Here is a 20,547-nt window from a genome sequence, read left to right as displayed (position 1 = left end):
CGCCCCCGCATTTTCTTGTTCCAAATACCTCGGGGGGACTCGCGCGCCAGCGCGAGGGGGGGCAGCGCCCCCCGCAGCCCTCAGAGCAGGCCTTCCGCCTTGAACAGCGCCTTCAGATCCGCCTCGGGCCGCGCGCCGAAGTGGGAAATCACCTCTTTCGCCGCCACGCAGCCCATCCGGCCCGCAGTCGCCAGGTCCGCGCCCGTCGCGAGGCCATACAGGAACCCGGCCGCGAACAGGTCGCCCGCGCCGGTCGCATCCACCGGCACCACCTGGGTCACCGGGATCACGACTTCCTCGTCGCCCTTGACGATCACCACATCCCCGCCCGAGCGGGTGCACACGATCAGGCCGCTCTCCCCGGCGGCGGTTTCCAGCGCCGCGCCCAGGTCATCGGTCTCGAACAGCGCCTTCCACTCGTGCTCGTTGCCGATCACGAAGTCGAGCTGCTTCATCAGCGCGCGGAAATCGGCGCGGTGACGGTCCACGCAGAACGGGTCCGAAAGGGCGATCCCGGCCAGGCCACCGGCGGCCTGGGTCAGCCGCGCCGCCGCCTCGAAGGCCTGCTTGCCCTTCGGCTTGTCATACAGATAGCCCTCCAGGAACAGGATCTTGGCGGCATTGCAGACCTCGGCGGGCACATCGTCCGGCCCCACTTCGGAGGAAATCCCGAGGTAGGTGTTCATCGACCGCTCGCCATCGGGCGACACGAAGATCATGCAGCGCGAGGAAGGCAGATCGCCCCCCGCAACGGGTGCATTCGGGAAATCGGTGCCCCCCGCAACCGTCTCGGCGGCATAGGTCGTGCCGACATCGTCGTCGCGCACCTTGCCGATGAAGGCCGTCTTCAGACCAAGGTTCGCAACCCCCGCCACGGTGTTGGCAACCGAGCCGCCGGGCACCTGGTGACGTGCATCCATCTCGCCGTAGAGCAGCTCCGAGCGCTCCTGCTCGATCAGCTGCATGATGCCCTTCTCGATGCCCATGCGGGACAGGAAGGCATCGTCGCTCTGGGTGATCACGTCCATCACCGCGTTGCCGATGCCGATCACGTCGTATTTCGTCATAGAATCTTGTCCTCGTAGTCGCAGAGATCGCGGATCAGGCAGGCGGCGCACTTGGGCTTGCGCGCGACGCAGACATAGCGACCGTGCAGGATCATCCAGTGATGCGCGTGAAGCTGAAAGTCCACGGGTATGTTGTCCTCGATGGCGCGTTCCACCGCCACCACGTCCTTGCCCGGCGCGATGCCGGACCGGTTGCCCAGCCGGAAGATATGGGTGTCCACGGCCTGCGCCGGGAAGCGCCACCACATGTTCAGCACCACGTTGGCGGTCTTGCGGCCAACCCCCGGCAGGCCTTCCAGCGCGGCGCGGGAATTGGGCACCTCGCCGCCGTAGTCCTCGACCAGGATCTTCGCCATCTTGATGACGTTCCGGGCCTTGTTGCGGAACAGGCCGATGGTCTTGATATGCTCGATCAGCCCCTCTTCGCCCAGGGCCAGCATCTTTTCCGGCGTGTCGGCAATCGGGAACAGGTGCTTCGTCGCCCGGTTCACCCCGGCATCGGTCGCCTGGGCCGACAGCGCCACCGCCACCAGCAGGGTATAGGCATTCACATGGTCGAGCTCGCCCTTGGGCTCGGGCTCGGCGTCATGGAAGCGGGTAAAGATCTCGCGCAGGGTCTGATAGGGCAATTGGCGGGCCATGCTGGTTTCTGCCTCGAAACCCCGGATACAACAAGCCGATTTAACGGCGCATAAACCGGGCCTGCGCAATCTGCCTCCCGGAGGTCAGACCATGAACGAATCCCCCGCCCCGCTCTCCGGCCTCGGCCCCGGAACCATGCTCCTGACCCTTGAGGGCGAGATGCCCGTGGAATGGATCGCCCCCGGCGACCGGCTGATCACCCGGGATCGCGGCGCCCAGCCGATCCTGCACATCGCCCGCCTTAGGAAGACGCCGGAGGGGGATCCCCTGCCCTATCCGATGACCTTCCATCGCGGCGAACGCGGCCCCCAGGGCGAGCTGAAGGAGAAGCTGCGCGTCGCCCCTGGGCATCGCGGCCTGCTGCGCCGCCCCGAGATCCAGCTGAACTTCGGCGCAGAGGAGGCGCTGGCGCGCTTCCAGGACATCTCGCGGCGCAACCGCGCGCGGCCCGATCCCACCATGGGCGGGCTGACCTACCACCTGATCATCATGGAGCGACACGAGATCATCACCGCAGGCTCCCTCTGGGTCGAGACCACCGATGCCGACATGGCCGCCCGGCTGGAGCTGCCGCCGGCGGTGCGCCGGGCCACCCGGCTTTTCGATCCCGGCACCAAGACCGCCCGGCGCTGCCTCACGCGGGACGAGGCGCTGCTGGTGCGCGAAAGCTGCCCCCGGGACCTCTCGCTGCTGGACCTGATGGCGGCCTGAGTCGCTTTGCGCAGGAATCGGGTCGCGCCCGCGCGCCCCGCCGCCCTATCCTTGCCGGGCCCGACAGCCTGCCGGACGAGGATGCCATGCGCAAAGACCAGACCGACGACCCCTACCATTTCAGCGTGATCCGCCGCGCCATCGAAGAGATCGACCGCGCCGATGCCACCCTGCCGCTCGATGACCTGGCGCAGCGCATCGGCCTCAGCCCGGCGCATTTCCAGCGCCTGTTCTCGGCCTGGGCCGGGGTCTCCCCGAAGCGCTACCAGCAGTACCTGACCCTGGGCCAGGCCCGCCGCCTGCTGAGCGAACGCCACTCCCTGCTGGAAACCGCGCTCGCCACCGGCCTGTCGGGCCCCTCGCGGCTGCATGATCTCTTCCTGCGGTGGGAGGCCATGGCCCCCGGCGATGTCGCCCGCGGCGGCGCCGGGCTGACGATCCGCCACGCCACCCTGCCCTCACCCTTCGGAGAGGCCATCGCCATGGTGACCGAGCGCGGCCTCTGCGGCCTGGCCTTCACCTCCGAGACCGGCCATGCCGCCGCCATGGCCGACCTGGTCGCCCGCTGGCCCCATGCCCGCTACATCGAGGATCCCGCCGCCGTCCTGCCCCTCGTCACCCCGGTCTTCGAAGCCCGGGGTGACACCCGGCTGCACATGATCGGGGCCCCCTTCCAGATCAAGGTCTGGGAGGCGCTGCTGGCGATCCCCTCGGGCCAGGTCACCACCTATTCCGACATCGCCCGGGCGATCGGCGCGCCGCGCGCCGCCCGCGCCGTCGGCACCGCCGTCGGGCGCAACCCGGTCAGCCTGCTGATCCCCTGCCACCGCGTGCTGCGCCGCGACGGCGCGCTTGGCGGCTACCACTGGGGCCTGCCGGTGAAACGCGCCATGCTGGCCCGCGAAAGCGCCCGCAACGAGGCCCTCACGGCGCCGTAACGCCCAGAGCGGAAACCCGCCGAGCACATCTTCGGGAAATCATTGGGCCGCCCCGCGACTTGCGCTATTTCCCTGCCATGGGAGGGCTGAGGCCCGGTACTCAAGAGGCAGACATGACCCTGATGACACTCACCGCGAAGAAATCCATCCTCGGCCTGACCGGCGCATCGCTGCTGCTGCTGGCCGCCTGCGATCAGAACGATGGCTACCGCAACACCCGCACCGGCGCTGCCGCAGGCGCCGGCTTCGGCGCCGTCGTCGGTTCGCTGCTCAGCGACGACAAGGGCAAGGGCGCCGCGATCGGCGCCGTGGTCGGCGGCATCGCCGGCTCGGCCTATGGCAACTACCTCGACAAGCAGGAAGCCTCGCTGCGCGGTTCGCTCGGCAACGACGTCCAGATCCAGAACACCGGCAGCCAGCTGATCCTGACCATGCCGCAGGACATCCTCTTCGCCACCGACAGCGCCACCCTGCGTCCCGACCTGACCTCGGACCTCCAGAAGGTCGCGCAGTCGCTGAACGAATACCCCGCAACCCGCGTCCAGGTCGTCGGCCATACCGACAACACCGGCACCGCGGCCTACAACCAGCAGCTCTCGCAGCGCCGCGCCGCCTCGGTCGCCAACACGCTGATCAACTACGGCGTCTCCTCCGGTCGCATCTCGGCCTTCGGCCGCGGCGAGGACCAGCCCAAGGCATCGAACCTGACCGCCGAGGGCCGCCAGCAGAACCGCCGCGTGGAAATCGTCATCATCCCGACCGGCCAGAACTGATCGGCCAGACCTGACCCACCCGGGATCAAAAAAGAAAGGCCGCGCCCCACCGGCGCGGCCTTTCGCATTTTCTTGTTCCAAATACCTCGGGGGAGTCTCCGCAGGAGACGGGGGCAGAGCCCCCACCCCGCCCGGCCTCAGCTGCCGCGATAGGTCGAATAGCCAAAGGGCGAGAGCAGCAGCGGCACGTGGTAATGCGCCTGCTCATCCGAGATCCCGAAGCGCAGCGGCACCACATCCAGGAACCGCGGGTTTTCGGCGGGCACACCGCAGGCATCCAGATAGGCTCCGGCCAGGAACTCCAGCTCGTAGGTCCCCATCGCGAAGGCCTCCTTCGGCAGGATCGGGCTGTCGGTGCGCCCGTCGGCATTGGTCACCATCCGCGCCAGCTCGCGCCGCGCGCCCCCCTCCAGCCGGTACAGCACGATCTCCAGCCCTGCCGCCGGCAGACCCCGTGCCGTATCAAGAACATGCGTCGTCAGGTAACCCATCGCCATCCTGCGCCCTTTCCGGAAAATCCGCTTGAAACCGCGTTTGGACCGGCCTCCTATGCCGAGGTCCAATTCACGAGGAGTCAAAGCACATGAACCGCTACCCGCGCAACATGATCGGTTACGGCCCGACCCCTCCGGACGCCCGGTGGCCCGGCAATGCCAGGATCGCGATCTCCTTCGTGCTGAACTACGAAGAGGGCGGAGAGAACAACATCCTGCACGGCGATGCCGCCTCCGAAGCCTTCCTCTCCGAAGTGATCGGCGCCACCCCATGGGAGGGCAAGCGCCACTGGAACATGGAATCGGTCTATGAATACGGCGCCCGCGCCGGCTTCTGGCGGCTGCACCGTCTGTTCACCTCGCGCAACATTCCCCTGACGGTCTACGGCGTCACCGATGCCCTGGCGCGCAGCCCCGAACAGGTCTGGGCGATGCAGGACGCCGGTTGGGAAATCGCCTCCCACGGCAAGAAATGGGTCGAGCACAAGGACATGCCCGAGGCCGAGGAACGCGCCCTGATGGAAGAGGCGATCACCCTCCACGAGGAGCTGACCGGCGAGAAACCCCAGGGCTGGTACACCGGGCGCTGCTCGATGAACACGGTCAAGCTGGCCGCCGAGCTGGGCATGAAATGGGTCTCCGACACGATCGACGACGACCTGCCCTACTGGGGGACCTTCGAGGGCCACCGCACCCTGGTCATCCCCTACACGATGGACACCAACGACATGCGCTTTGCCGGGCCCGCCACCTTCGGCGGCACCGACGAGTTCTACGAATACCTCAAGGCCGCCTTCGACGTGCTCTATGCCGAGGGCGAGGCGGGCAGCCCGAAGATGTTCTCGATCGGGATGCACTGCCGGCTGCTGGGCCGTCCGGGCCGGATGGCGGGGCTTCAGAAGTTCCTCGACTACATCGCCCAGTTCGAAGGCGTATGGTGCCCGCGCCGCATCGACATCGCCGATCACTGGGCGGCAGAGCATCCGCCCGTGACCCCCGCGCTGATCCCCAGCGAGATGGACAAGAAGACCTTCGTGGAGACCTTCGGCGGCATCTTCGAACACTCCCCCTGGATCGCCAAGCGCGCCTGGAAGCTGGAGCTGGGCCCCGCCCATGACAGCGCCGTCGGCGTCTGGACGGCCCTCGCCCGCGCCTTCCGCCGCGCCTCGCCCGAGGAACGCCTGGGCGTGCTGACCGCGCACCCCGACCTGGCCGGCAAGCTGGCCGCCGCGAAACGCCTGACCGCCGAAAGCACCGCCGAACAGGCCAGCGCCGGCCTTGATGCGCTGACCGATGCCGAGCGTACCTTCTTCGAGGGCCACAATGCCCGCTACACGGAAAAGTTCGGTTTCCCCTTCATCATCGCCGTGAAGGAGAATACCAAGGCCTCGATCATGGAGGCGATGAAGACGCGCCTTGCCCATGACCGCGACACCGAATTCAAGGCCGCCTGCCAGCAGGTAGAGCGCATCGCCTATCACCGACTGAAGGACCTGCTGCCGTGACCGAAACCCGCAGCTACTACACGCCCCGCGGCGGCCTGCCCGCGCAGCACGAACGCCATTACGACCCGGCCCGCTTCACCACCGCCTATGCGGTGATCCCGGCGGCCACCATGTCCGACATCGTGACCTCTTTCCTGCCCGGCTGGGAGAAAACCCGCGCCTGGATCATCGCCCGCCCCCTCTCGGGCTTTGCCGAAACCTTCGCGCAGCTCATCGTCGAGGTGGCGCCCGGCGGCGGTGCCGCCACCCCCGAACCCGACGCCGGGGCGGAGGGCGTCCTTTTCGTGGTCGACGGCACGCTGACGCTGACGCTTGAGGGCACGGAGCACGCCCTGACCCCGGGCGGCTATGCCTTCCTGCCGCCGGGCGCGCGCTGGTCCGTCACCAACGCGACCGAGGCGACCACGACCTTCCACTGGGTCCGCAAGCGCTACGAACCCGCCCCCGGCATTCCCGCGCCCGAGGCCTTCGTCAGCCATGACGATGCCGTCACCCCGAACGCCATGCCCGACACCAACGGCAGCTGGGCCACGACCCGCTTCGTCGATCCGTCGGACCTGCGCCACGACATGCATGTGAACATCGTCACCTTCGGCAAGGGCGGCCGCATCCCCTTCGCCGAGACGCATATCATGGAGCACGGCCTCTATGTTCTGGAAGGCCGGGCCCGCTACCTGCTGAACACCGACTGGGTCGAGGTCGGCCCGGGCGATTTCATGTGGCTGCGCGCCTTCTGCCCCCAGGCCTGCGAACAGATCGGCGATGAGCCCTTCCGCTACCTGCTCTACAAGGACGTGAACCGCCACCCCAGCCTGGTGCTGGCATGAGCCTGACGATCCGCGCCGAGCCTCTGACCGCCGAGGCCTTCGCCCCCTTCGGCGACGTGCTGGAGGTGACGGAAAGCTACGACAAGCTGATCAATGCCGGCATGTGCGAACGCTACCACGACCGCGCCCGGATGGATTTCGGCCCCGGCGGACAGGCCGGCATCTCGGTCTTCAGGGCCGTCCCGCGCGACCTTCCCTACGAATGCGACCTGCTGGAACGCCACCCCGAGGGCTCCCAGGCGTTCCTGCCGATGTCCGAGGCCCCCTGGATGGTGATCGTGGCGCCGGATGAGGGCGGCGTGCCCGGCGCGCCGCGCGCCTTCCTCTGCCAGCCCGGCCAGGGTGTGAACTTCCTGCGCAATACCTGGCACGGGGTGCTTACCCCCTTGGCAGCTCCGGGACTTTTTGCCGTTGTGGACCGCATCGGAAGCACCCCGAATCTGGAAGAGCACTTCCTGCCTGTTCCGTTTTCCGTCACGCTCTGAACACGCCCCCGTGAACGAGGGGCGCGTTCAGAAACAAGACCGGGGAACAGAAACATGGCGCACGCCCGACTGGGAACGCACGAACAGCTGCGTGATCCCGACTACATGCCGCCCATCGCCGATGCGGTTCCGCTGGGAATCCAGCATGTGCTGGCGATGTTCGCATCCAACATCACGCCCTCCATCATCATCGCCGGAGCCGCAGGCTTCGGCTATGGCTCCGACCAGGGGGCGCTCGGCTTCCCGGACATGACCTACATGATCCAGATGGCGATGCTCTTCGCCGGGATCGCGACGCTCTTCCAGACCATCACCTTCGGCCCGGTGGGGGCCAAGCTGCCCATCGTGCAGGGCACCTCCTTCGCCTTCCTGCCGGTGATGATCCCGGCCGTGGCCGGCAAGGGCCCCGAGGGGATGGCCGCCCTGATGACCGGCATCGCGCTTGGCGGCTGCTTCCACTTCTGCCTGGGCTTCATCATTCGCCGCATCCGCAATGCCCTGCCGCCGCTGGTCACCGGCCTCATCGTGCTGATGATCGGCCTGGCGCTGCTGAAGACCGGCATCCAGTATGCCGCCGGTGGCGTGCCGCTGATCGGCAAGCCCGAGTTCGGCTCGCTTGCCATGTGGGTGCCGGCGCTGACGGTGGTCATCGTGGCCCTGGCGCTGTCGTTCTTCGGCAAGGGCATGGTCTCGGTCTCCTCGGTGCTGATCGGGCTGATCGCGGGCTACGTGGTGGCGCTGCTGATGGGCCAGGTCAGCTTTGCCAATGTCGGCCGGGCCAGCTACTTCGACCTGCCGATGCCGTTCAAATGGGGGATCGCCTTCGATCCGGCGATCATCGTCGGCATGTGCTTCATGGCCGTGGTCTCGGCGATCGAGACGGTGGGCGACACCTCGGGGATCACCAAGGGCGGCGCGGGCCGCGAGGCCACCGACCGCGAGATCGCCGGCGCCACCTTTGCCGATGGCCTTGGCACCGCCATCGCCGGGGTCTTCGGCGGGCTGCCCAACACCTCGTTCAGCCAGAACGTCGGCCTGGTGTCGATGACCGGCGTGATGAGCCGTCACGTGGTGACCATCGGCGCGATCTTCCTGATCATCTGCGGCCTGGTGCCGAAATTCGGCGCCATCGTCGCCACCGTACCCACCAATGTGCTGGGCGGCGCGGTGATCGTGATGTTCGGCATGGTCGCCTCGGCGGGGATCAACATGCTCTCCGAGGTCACCTGGAACCGCCGCAACATGGTGATCTTCGCGGTTTCGCTATCGATGGGCTTTGGCCTGCAGCTGGAACCCGCGGCGCTGCAGCACCTGCCCTCGATGGCGAAGATCCTGCTGACCTCGGGCCTGCTGCCCGCCGCCGCACTGTCGGTGATCCTGAACCTGTTGCTGCCGGAAGACCTGGACTGAGGGACAGGGATGAGGGACCGGAGAAAGGTCTTTCATCTTTCCCCAAATATGCTCGCCGAAGGCGAAATGGAAAAGGCGCGGCTTCGGCCGCGCCTTTTGCCTCCGGCGGGGATATTTAGGGCCAGATGACAGGGAGGCCGGTCACGCCCGTTCGTGCGCCCGGTCGGGCAGCAGGGGCTGGCGGCCCTGGTCGGTCAGGATGAAGCAGTCGCGGCCCTCGAAGGCGGCGACCGTCAGGTGGCGCGGCGCCGGGCGGGCGCCGGCGCCGGTGTCGAGGTCGATGCGGTTGCCGAAATGGCTGGGGACATCGACGACGGTATGGCCGTGCACGATCAGCCAGGGGAAGGGCTCGGTGACGGCATAGAAGGGCTCCCGGATCCAGGTCAGGTCGGCGATCACCTGATCGCTCAGCGCGACGCCGGGGCGCAGCCCGGCATGGACGAAGAGCACGTCGGCGCGTTCGGCCCAGAGCGGGGTGGCGCGCAGGAAAGTGCGGTGGCTCTCGGGCACGCGGGCGCGGGCCTCGGCCAGAATCTCTGCGATGCTGCGGCCCTCGGACATGTCGACGCCGTAGCTTTTCAGGGTTTCCGGACCGCCGAGCGCCGGGTCGAACCAGCTGCGGCCGCTCTTGATCGCAGGGTGGTGCAGCTGCCCCTCGTCGAGGGCGGCGCGGAACATCTCATCGTGGTTGCCGCGCAGGATCGTCCAGTTGCGCCCCGCCGCACGCCCCGCGATCAGCAGATCCAGCACGGCGCGGGACTGCGGGCCGCGATCGACCAGGTCGCCCAGGAAGATCACCTCGTCCCCGGGGCCGGCACCATCGGCCGCGACCCGCGCCAGCGCCGCCTCCAACATGCCGAGCTGGCCGTGAATGTCACCGATTGCATAGATCGTCATGGGTGCCTCCTGCGTTGCCGAGAGATCACCACGCCCGGCGCCGGAAGGCCAGAGCCGGTGCGGCGAACCCGTCCCTGCCGCTTTGCCCCCGCCCCGTGACGGGAGGATGACAGCTGGATCACGGGGCCTTCACGGGCGCGGGCACGGGGCGACAGCCGGCATGACATTCCACATGGTCAATGTTTCGACCTGACGTAATATGGCATCAGGGCGTGCACCACCGGAACGAGTACGCGCCGCAACCATGGGAGGGAAGCCATGAAAGGCATCGCGTTCGTCTTTTTCGCCACCGCCACGATCTGTGCCCTGCTGGGTATGGGCTGGGGCATCCACATGTCGGCCTCGGGGGATCACACGATGGCCCCGGCCCATGCCCACCTGAACCTGCTGGGCTGGGTCACGCTGGCGCTGTTCGGCCTGTTCTACCATCTGGTCCCGCAGGCCGCCGAGGGGCTGCTGGCCAAGATCCACCTGGGGCTGGCGCTGCTGGGCGTCATCACCATCGTGCCGGGCATCTACCTGGCCATCGGCCAGCAGGGCGAGGCCCTGGCCAAGATCGGCTCGGTGCTGAGCATCCTGTCGATGCTGGTCTTCGTGATCGTGGTCTTCACCAGGGGCCGGGCCCGCTGAATTGGGAACGGGCCGCCCCGAGGGGCGGCCCGTCGGTGTCACGGCAAAGTCACCGGGCCTCAGGCCAGGGTGAATTCCAGCGGGCGGATCTGCTCGAACAGACCCGAATCACGCAGCTCGGCCATGGCTTCGGCATTGGCCTTCTCGTCCAGGTAGGCGATGGCGATCGCCTGACCACCGGCACCGGCGCGGCCCAGGGTGAAGTTGGCAATGTTCATGCCATGCTTGCCCAGCACGCCCCCCAGCGTGCCGATGATGCCCGGCACGTCGTTGTTGGTGGTGTAGAGCATGTGCTCGCCCACTTCGGCGTCGATGTTGATGCCCTTGATCTGGATGAAGCGCGGCTTGCCATCCGAGAACACCGTGCCGGCGCAGGAGCGTTCACGCTCGGGCGTGGAGATCGTCACCTTGATGTAGCCGTCGAAGGTGCCGGATTTCTCCTGGCTGGTGGTCGAGATCTGGATGCCGCGTTCCTTGGCGACGACCGGCGCCGAAACCAGGTTCACGTCCGGGTTGGCCTTCTTCAGGATGCCGGCGATCACCGAGCAGTTCAGCGCGGCCAGGTTCATCCCCGAGGCGGTGCCATCGTAGAGGATGTTGATCGCGTTGATCGGCTCGTCGGTCAGCTGGCCGATGAAGTTGCCGATATGGCCGGCCAGAGAGACCCAGGGCCCCATGACCTTGGCTTCCTCGGCGGACATCGAGGGCATGTTCAGCGCGTTCTCGACGGCGCCGTCCAGCAGGTAGTTCGACATCTGCTCGGCAACCTGGAGGGCGACGTTTTCCTGTGCCTCGGTGGTGGCGGCGCCCAGGTGCGGGGTGCAGACCACGTTCGGCAGGTTGAACAGCGGGTTTTCCTTGGCGGGCTCTTCCGAGAACACGTCGAAGGCGGCGCCCGCGACATGGCCGGATTTCAGCAGCTCGGCCAGGGCCGCTTCATCGACCAGACCACCGCGGGCACAGTTAATGATGCGCACGCCCTTCTTGGTCTTGGCCAGATTCTCGGCCGACAGGATGTTCTTGGTCTGCTCGGTCAGCGGCACGTGCAGGGTGATGAAGTCGGCGCGGGTCAGCAGCTCTTCCAGCTCGACCTTCTCGACGCCCATCTTCTTGGCCTTTTCCTCGCCCAGGAACGGGTCGTAGGCCACGACCTTCATCTTCAGGCCCTGCGCGCGGTTGCACACGATGCCGCCGATGTTGCCGGCGCCGATCACGCCCAGGGTCTTGCCGGTCAGCTCAACGCCCATGAACTTGGACTTTTCCCACTTGCCGGCGTGGGTAGAGGCAGAGGCCTCGGGGATCTGGCGGGCGACGGCGAACATCATCGCGATCGCATGTTCGGCGGTCGTGATCATGTTGCCGAACGGCGTGTTCATGACGATCACGCCCTTCTTGGAGGCGGCTTCCTTGTCGACGTTGTCGACACCGATGCCGGCGCGGCCGATGACCTTGAGGTTGGTGGCCTTTTCAAGGATCGCCTCGGTCACCTTGGTGGCCGAACGGATGGCCAGGCCATCGTAGTTGCCGATGACTTCGGCCAGCTTGTCCTTGTCCTTGCCAAGGTCGGGCTGGAAGTCGACCTCGATGCCGCGATCCTTGAAGATCTGGACGGCAGCGGCGGACAGCTTGTCGGAAATGAGGACTTTGGGCGCCATGTCTGGGGCTCCTTGGATATAAGGGTCCTGTGGGGCGCCCGGGGGCGCCCCTTTCACGTCAGGATGTAGGGATCAGGCCGCTTCGGTCTGTGCGGCGATCTCGGCCTCGAAGGCGTATTCGATCCAGGGCAGCAGGGCGGCAATGTCGGCCTGCTCGACCGTGGCACCGCACCAGATGCGCAGGCCGGCGGGGGCGTCACGATAGGCCCCCACGTCGAGGGCAACGCCCTCTTTTTCCAGCCGCTTGGCGACGGCCTTGGCGAAGGCGGCGCCGTCCTTGATGCGATCGTCGGTGAACTTCAGGCAGACCGAGGTGTTCGAACGGGTGGCCTCATCTTCGGCCAGGTTCGCGATCCAGTCCCGGGCTTCGCAGAAGTCCCAGATGGTCTTGGCATTGGCGTCGGCGCGGGCCTTCAGACCTGCGAAGCCGCCCACCTCACGACCCCATGCGAGGGCCACGAGGTAATCCTCGACCGCCAGCATGGAGGGGGTGTTGATGGTTTCGCCCTTGAAGATGCCTTCGTTCAGCTTGCCACCCTTGGTCATGCGGAAGATCTTCGGCATCGGCCATGCGGGGGTGTAGCTTTCCAGACGCGCGACGGCGCGCGGGGACAGGATCAGCATGCCGTGGGCTGCTTCGCCGCCCATCACCTTCTGCCAGGAGAAGGTCACGACATCGAGCTTGTCCCAGGGCAGGTCCTGCGCGAAGGCGGCCGAGGTCGCATCGCAGATGGTCAGGCCTTCGCGGTCGGCGGGGATCGCGTCACCGTTCGGCACGCGCACGCCCGAGGTGGTGCCGTTCCAGGTGAAGACGACATCGGTGTTGAAATCGACGGTCGCCAGGTCGACGATCTGACCGTAGTCGGCGGTCTTGACCTCGGCATCCAGCTTCAGCTGCTTGACGACATCGGTGACCCAGCCTGCGCCGAAGGATTCCCAGGCCAGCATGGTGGCCTTGCGGGCGCCCAGCAGCGACCACATCGCCATTTCGACGGCGCCGGTGTCGGAAGCGGGAACGATGCCGATCTTGTAGTCGGCGGGCACGCCCAGAATCTCGCGCGTCTCTTCGATCGCGGCTTTCAGCTTTTCCTTGCCGATGGCGGCACGGTGACTGCGGCCCAGCGGGGCGTCAGCAAGCATGTCGAGCGTGTAGGAGGGGATCTTGGCACAGGGGCCAGAGGAGAAACGCGGATTTGCCGGACGCGTGGCCGGAGCTTCGATAGCCATTTCTGGTATCCTTACAGATATACGCCCTTCGTTGGGGAAGGGTGTCCCGTCGCTGGCTATAGAGGGTTCCCCCGGGGCGCGCAAGGAATTTCGCATCCCGCGCGCGAAGTGCCGCTTTTGGGCACTGCGCCCCGGTGCCGCTGTTTTTCCTGATGAAAACGGCCCCGGGGTACAGTCTGCGGGATCAGAACTTGTGGACCTTCAGGCCCACGACCTTCTCGACGAAGATCACCACCGCCAGGGTCGCCAGAATCGACACCGAGGAGACCGCTGCCGCTTCCGGCGTGTAGTTGGTCTTGAGGTAATCAAAGAGCTGGATCGGCAGCGTCGCGGTGCCGATGCTCTTGAGCAGCAGCGAGATCGTGTAGATGTCGAAGGAGATCACGAAGGAGAACAGCGTGCCCCCGATCAGGCCGGGCTTGATCAGCGGCAACACGATGCGGCGGAAGCGCACCCAGGGTTTCGCCCCCAGCGAACGCGCGGCCATGGTCCAGTCGGTATCGTAGCTTTCAAGGCTGGCCGAGACGTTCATGAAGACGAAGGGCAGCGTCATCAGCACGTGGCCGACCAGCATCCCGAACATGGTCTTGGTGCCGATTCCCACCCCGTAGAGGAAGAACAGCAGCGCCACCGCCGTCAGGATCTCGGGCAGCAGCAGCGGAGAGATCAGCGCGACGCGCAGCCATTCCTTCCGCTTGCCGGCGAAATGCACGTAGTAGAGCGCCGCCATGGTGCCGATGATCACCGAGAAGAAGGTGGCGATCGCCGCCACCCAGAGCGAGGTGCCGATGGCGCGCAGGAACACGTCGTTGTGGAAGAAGGTCACGTACCAGCGCAGCGACAGGCCCTGCGGCGGGAAGGTCAGGAAGGCCCCCGCGTTCAGCGAGGCCCCGATGACGACGATGATCGGCGCCATCAGGAAGATGTAGACCAGCAGGCAGAAGATATTGAGAGTCCAGCGCGACATCAGGTTTTCCACTTGATCCGGGTGAGGCGGGCGAAGATCAGCACGGTGCCGCCGCCGACCACCGCAAGGGTCAGGGCAAGGGCCGCGCCGAAGGGCCACTGGAAGGTGTCGAGCATGGCATCGACCACGGTGACGGCGGTGGTCTTGACCCGGAAGCCGCCGATCAGGGCGGGCGTCACGTAGGACGACAGCGAGAGCACGAAGACCAGAATGCAGCCGGACTGGATGCCGGGCATCGCCAGCGGCAGCAGCACCCGGCGGATCACCGTGAAGCGCTTGGCGCCAAGCGAGCGCGCCGCGGCGGGCACCGAAGGGTCGATGCCCTGCACCGCGCTCATGATGGGCAGGATCATGAAGGGCAGGAAGACATGGGTCAGCGCGATGATGATGCCCAGCGTGTTGTACATCAGCGGCAGCGGGTGGTCGATCAGCCCCCAGTCCCGCAGGGTCCGGTTGATGACGCCGTTGTTGCCCAGCAGGATCGTCCAGCCGTAGCTGCGGATGACGATGCCCACCAGCAGCGGCGAGAGCACGATGCCATAGGCCAGCCCCCGCAGGAACAGCTTGGGCCGAGCCAGCTGGAAGGCCACCGGCAGCGCGATCAGCAGCGTCACCAGCGTGGTGATCGCCCCGATCAGCATCGTGTTCAGCGCCTGGCCGATGTAGTACCACTGCGAGAAGATGCGCCCGAAGTTGCCAAGGGTGTAACCCTCACCGAAGGGGGTGCCCTCGCCCGGCGTGCGGAAGGCCGAGGTGATGACCGTGACATAGGGCACGGCCAGGAAGACCGTCAGCAGGATCGCCGCCGGCAGCAGAAGAAGGATGGCGGTGCGCTGGCGCATCTCAGCCCTCCCCGTCCAGCATCCAGAACCGCGACGGGTCGACCGACAGGCGCACCTCGTCCCCGACCATGACGCGATGGCGCGGGATGGTCTTGACGTCCATGCGGGTGCCGTCGGCGAACTCCAGAACGTAATCCACGATGGCGCCGGAATATTGCAGGCTGATCACCTTGGCGGGCACGCCCTGCCCGGCATCGGCGCGATGCAGGTCCACCGCCTCGGGGCGCAGGACCAGCGTGACCTTTGCACCGGGCTGCGCCGGGAAGGGCAGCGGGATCTCTCCGAACGGCGTGTCGACGTGATCGGGGCGATGCGCTTCGACCACGGCGGGGATCAGGTTCACCTGACCGACGAAGCCCGCCACGGTGGCGGAACGGGGCTGTTCGTAGATCTCGCTCGGGGCGCCGGCCTGGGCGATGGTGCCATCGAACATCACCACCACCAGATCGGACATGGTCATCGCCTCGGCCTGATCATGGGTGACATAGACCGTGGTGATGCCGACGCGCTTTTGCAGGGCGCGGATGAAGACCCGCATCTCCTCGCGCAGCTTGGCGTCGAGGTTGGCAAGCGGTTCGTCCAGCAGCAGGATGCGGGGCTCGATCACCAGGGCGCGGCCGATGGCGACGCGCTGCTGCTGGCCGCCCGAAAGCTGCGCCGGGTAACGGTCTGCCAGGTGATCCAGCTGCACCATCTCCAGCGTGGCCTGGACGCGGCGCTTGATCTCGGCCTTGCCGATCTTGCGCATCTCCAGCCCGAAGGCGAGGTTCTGGAACACCGTCATGTGCGGGAACAGCGCATAGTTCTGGAACACCATGCCGATGTCGCGGTCCTCGGCGGGCACGCGCACCACGTCCTGACCATCGAAGGTGATCGCGCCGCTCGAGACATCCTCGAAGCCGGCCAGCATCTTCAGTGTCGTGGTCTTGCCGCAGCCCGAAGGCCCGAGAAGCGAGACGAACTGCCCTGAAGGGATCGTCAGTGAAATCGCATCTACCGCCGGTTTGTGGCCTGAATAGATCTTGGTCAGCCCGTCCAACCTAACTTCGGTCATCTGCTTGCCTGCCTTGGGGTACGTTCAGAAGTGCAAAACGGGGCCGCGCGGAACGCGACCCCGGTCGGTGCCGGAACGGGCCTCAGCCCACTTCCTTGGCCCATTGCTCGGAGAGCTTGTCCTGGTTCTCGTTCACGAAGGCCCAGTCCCATTGCAGGATCTTGTCCATCTCCTTGCCCGACACGGGGACCTGTTCCTTCAGGTCGTCCGGCACCACGACCTTGGAGTTGGTCGGCGAGATGTAGAACTGCTTCATCATCATCTCCTGGATCTCGGGCGAGATCAGGAAATCGATGTAGGCATAGGCCAGATCCTTGTGGGGGGCATGGGCGCAGATGTTCATCGTCTGGTCGAAGGCGATCAGGCCCTCTTCGGGGATGATGTAATCCACCGGCAGGCCCTGCTTCTTCAGGCGCGCGATCTCGGCAAAGTCGAAGGGCGCGATGACGATCTCGCCCTGGGCAAGCGCGGTGGACAGGTTGATGTCGACCTGAATGGTGCTGCCCAGCTTCTTCAGCGCGGCAAAGCCCGCGTCGGTGTCGTACTGGTCCTTGCCGAAGATCTTGGAGAACAGCAGCAGCTCCATCTTCCCGGCGGAGTTGGCGAAGTTGTAAAGGCCGATCTGGCCCTTCACATCCGGGTTGTCCCAGAAATCGCGCCAGCCGGTGGGCTTTTTCGCCAGAATGTCAGAGCGGTAGCCGATGCCGATGGGCGAATAGCAGGCGACCAGCGCGGCGCCGTCATCGGTCTTGGCGATCGGGTAGAGGTCGGCGTAGTTCGGGATCTTCGCCAGATCGAGCTTTTCGAAATAGCCCTCCTTGCGCAGGCCCTGGGCGAAGACCTCGTTGGTCATCACGATGGAATAGGGCGGGTTCTCGATACCGGCGGCGCGCAGGTTGGCACCGAAGACGCGGCCGTTGCCGACATCAAGCGTGACCTTGGCACCGGTCTTCTTCTCGAAGGCGGGGGCGATGTTGTCGCGCCAGAACTGTTCCCAAACGCCGCCGAGGGTCGGCACGACAAGGGTTTCGGCATCCTGGGCAAAGGCGTAGCGGGGCAGCATGGCGCCGAGGCCCATGGCCCCCATGGCGCCCAGGGCTTGCCGTCTGGTGATGGTCATCTGGTTCTCCAAGTTGGTCGGGTCGTTGGGTCGGACCGTCGTTGCGGCCCCGGTTCCCTGCCCCGCGCGGGACAGGACGGGCGATCTGCGCCGCCCTTGATCTTGACTGCGGCTCCGGCCCTTTCGGGCCGGTCGCAGGGGTCAGCCGCCGAAGGCCTGGCTGGTCTTCAGCGCGATGTAATCGGCAAAGCTGATGGGGTCGTATTTCGCGCCGTCACCAGCGAAGGGCGGCAGGCATTCGATCATGGTTTCCGCCGAAGGGTTCAGGAAGAACGGGATCGACTGGCGCCGCGCCGTGCCCTTGAAGCCCGAGGGCGGGTTGGCGACGCGGTGCGGGGTGCTGACCCATTCGTCGTTGGACCAGCGCATGAAGGCATCGCCGATATTGACCACATAGGCGCCCTCGATATTGGGCGCGTCCAGCCAGACCCCGTCGCGGCGCTGCACCTGAAGCCCGCCCGCCGAAGCCTCGGAGCGCAGGATGGTCATGAAGCCGTAGTCGGTATGTTCGCCCGCGCGCAGCTGGCCGGGCTCGGGGGCCTCGGGCTGTTCGGGGTAGTTGATGACCCGCAGCGCCGAGAGGTGGTTTTCGAACGCGGGTTCGAAATGGTCGGGCGCCAGCCCGATGGCCGAGCAGAATATCGCGCGCAGGTGCTTCGCCAGTGTCTCCATCTCGGCAAAATAGGCGCGGAAGGCGGCCTCGATCCCCTCGGGGCGGTCGGGCCAGGTGTCGCCGGCCAGCAGCGGGCCGAAGTTCAGGCTTTCCTTCAGATCGCCCGGGGTCTTCATGCCCAGCGTGCCCGCCAGCGCCTCTTCCTTCATCGGTGCGAAGGCGATGCCGCCGGTCACGCCGCGTCCGCGCCCGATGGTCGCCTTCCAGTCCTGCGGTTCATCGAAGAAGTCATGCGCCAGGTCGTAGAGGCGCTTGGTCACCGCCGGATCGACACCATGGCCGGTGACCAGGAAAAAGCCCGATTGGGTCGCCGCGGCCTCGATCTGGCGGACCACGTCAGCGGCACCGGTACCGCCCGAAATGAAGGCGGAAATGTCCACCACCGGGATCATGTCGATTGTGTCAGTCGCCACAGCGCACCCCCTCAGCCATGGGGAAGCCCCATGCGGAATTCGTAAAGTTCTTTGTTTTCAAGAGCCGAGGTCGGTCCCGCGGCCCCATACAAAACAATTGTTGACGAGCAAAACTGTTGTTGTCTAGAAAAATCACATCTCCGGAAAGGAAAGGCGCCGCATGGACGAGCTTTCGCCGCTTGAGGCAGCAATCCTCAGGCACATCACGCACAATCCCTTTGCAGGGCAGCAGGAAACGGCCGATCAGCTGGGCATCGCCCGTTCGACCGTCGCCGCGCATATCGTGTCGCTGACGCGCAAGGGCTACATCCTGGGCCGCGGCTACGTGCTGCCGGCGGCCAAGCGGGTGGTCTGCGTGGGCGGCGGTGTCCTGGACCGGAAATACCGGGCAAAACAGGGGCTTCAGCGCGGCACCTCGAACCCGGTCGAGGGCTTTCATTCCTTCGGCGGCGTCGCCCGCAACGTGGTCGAAAACCTCGCCCTGCTGGGCCATTCCACCAGCTTCCTCTCCGTCGTCGGAGAGGACGAGACCGGCCGCCACCTGCTGGGCCACCTGCGCGACCGCGGCGTCGACGTGAGCCAGGTCGGCACCTCCAACCGGCGCTCGACGGCGGAATATTGTGCGATTCTCTCGCCCGAGGGCGAACTGGAGCTGGGAATCGCCGACATGGAGATCTTCGAGGAGCTGGGGCCCGAACGGCTCGACCGCGCCTGGTCGCACATCGCCAGCGCCTCGATGGTGTTCTCGGACTGCAACCCGCCGCTGGAGACGATCCTGGCCCTGATCGAACGCCGTAAGGCCAGCCGCTTCCGCCTGGCGATCGACCCGGTCTCGACCCACAAGGCACGCAAGCTGCCGCAGGACCTGTCCGGCATCGACCTGCTTTTCATGAACGTGGACGAGGCCAACGGCTACCTCGGCACCGCCCTGCCCAACACCCGCGAGGGCGCGCTGGCGGCATGCGACGCGCTGCGTGCCCGGGGCGCGGGCGGCTGCGTGATCAGCGTCGGCGTGCGCGGCATGGCCGTCTCCGAAGACGAGACCCGCGCCTTCATCCCCGCCGTGCCCTCCCACCCGGTCGAGGTGACCGGCGCGGGCGATGGCATGATCGCCGGAACCCTCCACGCCCTGATGGGCGGCGCCCCCCTGGCCGAAGCCGCCCGCACCGGCAGCCTTTTGGCCGCGCTGACCGTGGAAACCGCAACGACCGTGCGCGCCGACCTCAGCGCGCAGCTTCTCGAAACCAGCCAGCACCGCCTTTCCCCGGCAGAGCTGCACCCAGCAGCGGAGTAAACCTGCATGACCGCCCTCCTCCTCGAACTCTCGCCCGAAGTCGATGCCGCCCTGAAGGCCGGCACCGCCATCGTCGCGCTGGAGTCGACCATCATCACCCACGGGATGCCCTATCCCGCCAACCTGGAGACCGCGAAGGCCGTCGAGGGCGAGATCCGCGCCAAGGGCGCGACCCCCGCGACCATCGCCGTCATCGAGGGCCGCATCAAGGTGGGCCTGACCGGCGAAGAGCTGGACATCCTGGCCCAGGCCAAGGACGTGGTGAAGGCCTCCTCCCGTGACCTCGCCGTGGCCATGGTCAAGAAGCAGTGGGCCGGCACGACCGTTTCCTGCACCATGCGCATCGCCGAGCTGGCCGGCATCCGCGTCTTCGCCACCGGCGGCGTCGGCGGCGTGCACCGTGGCGCCGAAGAGACCTTCGACATCTCCGCCGACCTGACCGAACTGGGCCGCACCGAGGTCGCCGTGGTCTGCGCCGGCGTGAAATCCCTGCTGGACATCCCGAAGACCCTGGAAGTGCTGGAAACCCAGCGGGTTCCGGTTGTCGCCTACGGCACCGACCACTTCCCCGCCTTCTTCGCCCGTGAAAGCGGCATGATGGCCGATCACCGCCTGGACGCCGCCGCCGACATCGCCGCGATGATCAAGGCCCATGCCGAGATCAAGGCCGGCACCGGCATCCTGGTCGCCAACCCCGTCCCCGAGGCCGACGCGCTGAGCCCGACCGAGATCGACGGCATCATCGACGCCGCCGTCGCCGAAGCCGCCGAAAAGGGCATCGGCCGCAAGGCCCTGACGCCCTTCCTGCTGTCGGCGATCAACCAGGCCTCCGAGGGGCGCAGCCTCAAGGCCAATATCGCGCTGGTGCTGAACAACGCCCGCCTTGCCGCCGACATCGCCGTCGCGCTGGCCGCCTGAGGACC

21 protein-coding genes are annotated in these 20,547 nt (G+C 66.5%); 10 read left to right on the top strand and 11 right to left on the bottom strand.

Annotation, left to right across the window (positions count from 1 at the left end; all coding sequences use genetic code 11):
- Nucleotides 1–80: 80 nt before the first annotated feature.
- Complete coding sequence (locus tag KM176_RS08955; protein ID WP_160891128.1) at nucleotides 81–1,067, bottom strand: adenosine kinase; 987 nt, start codon at nucleotides 1,065–1,067, stop codon at nucleotides 81–83.
- Nucleotides 1,064–1,708, bottom strand: coding sequence for an endonuclease III (nth, locus tag KM176_RS08950; protein ID WP_160891129.1), 645 nt, complete (start codon nucleotides 1,706–1,708; stop codon nucleotides 1,064–1,066). The genes KM176_RS08955 and nth overlap by 4 nt, the downstream gene beginning before the upstream one ends.
- 91 nt (nucleotides 1,709–1,799) lie before the next feature.
- Between nth and KM176_RS08945 the strand changes: the two genes are divergently transcribed.
- The 3 genes from KM176_RS08945 to KM176_RS08935 all read left to right on the top strand — a co-directional run bounded on the left by KM176_RS08945 (nucleotide 1,800) and on the right by KM176_RS08935 (nucleotide 4,131).
- Nucleotides 1,800–2,420, top strand: coding sequence for a Hint domain-containing protein (locus KM176_RS08945; RefSeq protein WP_160891130.1), 621 nt, complete (start codon nucleotides 1,800–1,802; stop codon nucleotides 2,418–2,420).
- 86 nt (nucleotides 2,421–2,506) lie between these two features.
- Complete coding sequence (locus KM176_RS08940; RefSeq protein ID WP_160891131.1) at nucleotides 2,507–3,358, top strand: methylated-DNA--[protein]-cysteine S-methyltransferase; 852 nt, start codon at nucleotides 2,507–2,509, stop codon at nucleotides 3,356–3,358.
- A 122-nt stretch (nucleotides 3,359–3,480) separates the two neighbouring features.
- On the top strand, nucleotides 3,481–4,131 hold the full coding sequence (locus KM176_RS08935; protein ID WP_160891304.1) for an OmpA family protein: 651 nt from the start codon (nucleotides 3,481–3,483) through the stop codon (nucleotides 4,129–4,131).
- A 137-nt stretch (nucleotides 4,132–4,268) separates the two neighbouring features.
- Here the strand turns inward: KM176_RS08935 and uraH are convergent, their stop codons facing one another.
- Nucleotides 4,269–4,628, bottom strand: a complete 360-nt coding sequence (uraH, locus tag KM176_RS08930; RefSeq protein WP_160891132.1) for a hydroxyisourate hydrolase — start codon at nucleotides 4,626–4,628, stop codon at nucleotides 4,269–4,271.
- An 86-nt stretch (nucleotides 4,629–4,714) separates the two neighbouring features.
- On the opposite strand from uraH, the gene puuE reads away from it, so the two are divergent.
- From puuE to KM176_RS08910, 4 genes are read left to right on the top strand one after another with little or no spacing between them, the layout of a single operon-like run.
- Nucleotides 4,715–6,130 (top strand): allantoinase PuuE, encoded by a 1,416-nt coding sequence (gene puuE / locus KM176_RS08925; RefSeq protein ID WP_160891133.1) that lies wholly within the window; start codon nucleotides 4,715–4,717, stop codon nucleotides 6,128–6,130.
- Nucleotides 6,127–6,957 carry a bifunctional allantoicase/(S)-ureidoglycine aminohydrolase gene (locus tag KM176_RS08920; protein WP_160891134.1) on the top strand — a complete coding sequence of 277 codons (831 nt, stop codon included), beginning with the start codon at nucleotides 6,127–6,129 and terminating at the stop codon, nucleotides 6,955–6,957. Before puuE ends, KM176_RS08920 begins: the two co-directional genes overlap by 4 nt.
- On the top strand, nucleotides 6,954–7,442 hold the full coding sequence (locus KM176_RS08915) for an ureidoglycolate lyase (protein ID WP_160891135.1): 489 nt from the start codon (nucleotides 6,954–6,956) through the stop codon (nucleotides 7,440–7,442). The genes KM176_RS08920 and KM176_RS08915 overlap by 4 nt, the downstream gene beginning before the upstream one ends.
- A 54-nt stretch (nucleotides 7,443–7,496) precedes the next feature.
- Nucleotides 7,497–8,852, top strand: a complete 1,356-nt coding sequence (locus tag KM176_RS08910; RefSeq protein ID WP_160891136.1) for a uracil-xanthine permease family protein — start codon at nucleotides 7,497–7,499, stop codon at nucleotides 8,850–8,852.
- A 141-nt stretch (nucleotides 8,853–8,993) separates the two neighbouring features.
- Here KM176_RS08910 and KM176_RS08905 read toward each other — a convergent pair whose 3' ends face one another.
- Nucleotides 8,994–9,749: a metallophosphoesterase family protein gene (locus tag KM176_RS08905; RefSeq protein ID WP_160891137.1), complete on the bottom strand. Its 756-nt coding sequence runs from the start codon at nucleotides 9,747–9,749 to the stop codon at nucleotides 8,994–8,996.
- Nucleotides 9,750–10,007: 258 nt separating this feature from the next.
- Between KM176_RS08905 and KM176_RS08900 the strand changes: the two genes are divergently transcribed.
- Nucleotides 10,008–10,379, top strand: coding sequence for a hypothetical protein (locus KM176_RS08900; protein WP_160891138.1), 372 nt, complete (start codon nucleotides 10,008–10,010; stop codon nucleotides 10,377–10,379).
- Nucleotides 10,380–10,438: 59 nt separating this feature from the next.
- Here the strand turns inward: KM176_RS08900 and serA are convergent, their stop codons facing one another.
- The 7 genes from serA to KM176_RS08865 form a co-directional block, all read right to left on the bottom strand.
- Nucleotides 10,439–12,034 (bottom strand): phosphoglycerate dehydrogenase, encoded by a 1,596-nt coding sequence (gene serA, locus KM176_RS08895; RefSeq protein ID WP_160891139.1) that lies wholly within the window; start codon nucleotides 12,032–12,034, stop codon nucleotides 10,439–10,441.
- 72 nt (nucleotides 12,035–12,106) lie between these two features.
- Nucleotides 12,107–13,261 carry a phosphoserine transaminase gene (locus KM176_RS08890; RefSeq protein WP_160891140.1) on the bottom strand — a complete coding sequence of 385 codons (1,155 nt, stop codon included), beginning with the start codon at nucleotides 13,259–13,261 and terminating at the stop codon, nucleotides 12,107–12,109.
- Between the two features lie 184 nt (nucleotides 13,262–13,445).
- Nucleotides 13,446–14,228 (bottom strand): ABC transporter permease, encoded by a 783-nt coding sequence (locus KM176_RS08885; RefSeq protein ID WP_160891141.1) that lies wholly within the window; start codon nucleotides 14,226–14,228, stop codon nucleotides 13,446–13,448.
- Entirely contained in the window at nucleotides 14,228–15,070 is an 843-nt protein-coding gene (locus KM176_RS08880; RefSeq protein WP_160891142.1) for an ABC transporter permease, read from the bottom strand. Before KM176_RS08880 ends, KM176_RS08885 begins: the two co-directional genes overlap by 1 nt.
- A 1-nt stretch (nucleotide 15,071) precedes the next feature.
- Nucleotides 15,072–16,124: an ABC transporter ATP-binding protein gene (locus KM176_RS08875; RefSeq protein ID WP_160891143.1), complete on the bottom strand. Its 1,053-nt coding sequence runs from the start codon at nucleotides 16,122–16,124 to the stop codon at nucleotides 15,072–15,074.
- 82 nt (nucleotides 16,125–16,206) lie between these two features.
- A complete protein-coding gene (locus KM176_RS08870) occupies nucleotides 16,207–17,244 on the bottom strand; it encodes an ABC transporter substrate-binding protein (RefSeq protein WP_160891144.1) in 1,038 nt (345 codons plus the stop codon).
- Nucleotides 17,245–17,385: 141 nt separating this feature from the next.
- Nucleotides 17,386–18,330: an isopenicillin N synthase family dioxygenase gene (locus KM176_RS08865; protein WP_202397675.1), complete on the bottom strand. Its 945-nt coding sequence runs from the start codon at nucleotides 18,328–18,330 to the stop codon at nucleotides 17,386–17,388.
- 160 nt (nucleotides 18,331–18,490) lie between these two features.
- Between KM176_RS08865 and KM176_RS08860 the strand changes: the two genes are divergently transcribed.
- Nucleotides 18,491–19,624, top strand: coding sequence for a carbohydrate kinase (locus tag KM176_RS08860; RefSeq protein WP_160891145.1), 1,134 nt, complete (start codon nucleotides 18,491–18,493; stop codon nucleotides 19,622–19,624).
- A 6-nt stretch (nucleotides 19,625–19,630) separates the two neighbouring features.
- Nucleotides 19,631–20,542, top strand: coding sequence for a pseudouridine-5'-phosphate glycosidase (locus KM176_RS08855; protein ID WP_160891146.1), 912 nt, complete (start codon nucleotides 19,631–19,633; stop codon nucleotides 20,540–20,542).
- The last annotated feature ends 5 nt before the right edge of the window (nucleotides 20,543–20,547 follow it).

The sequence above is a fragment of the Pseudooceanicola endophyticus genome, assembly GCF_018760365.1.
GTDB classification, from domain to species: Bacteria; Pseudomonadota; Alphaproteobacteria; order Rhodobacterales; family Rhodobacteraceae; genus Pseudooceanicola; species Pseudooceanicola endophyticus.
This window is presented reverse-complemented; position numbering and strand designations above follow the sequence as displayed.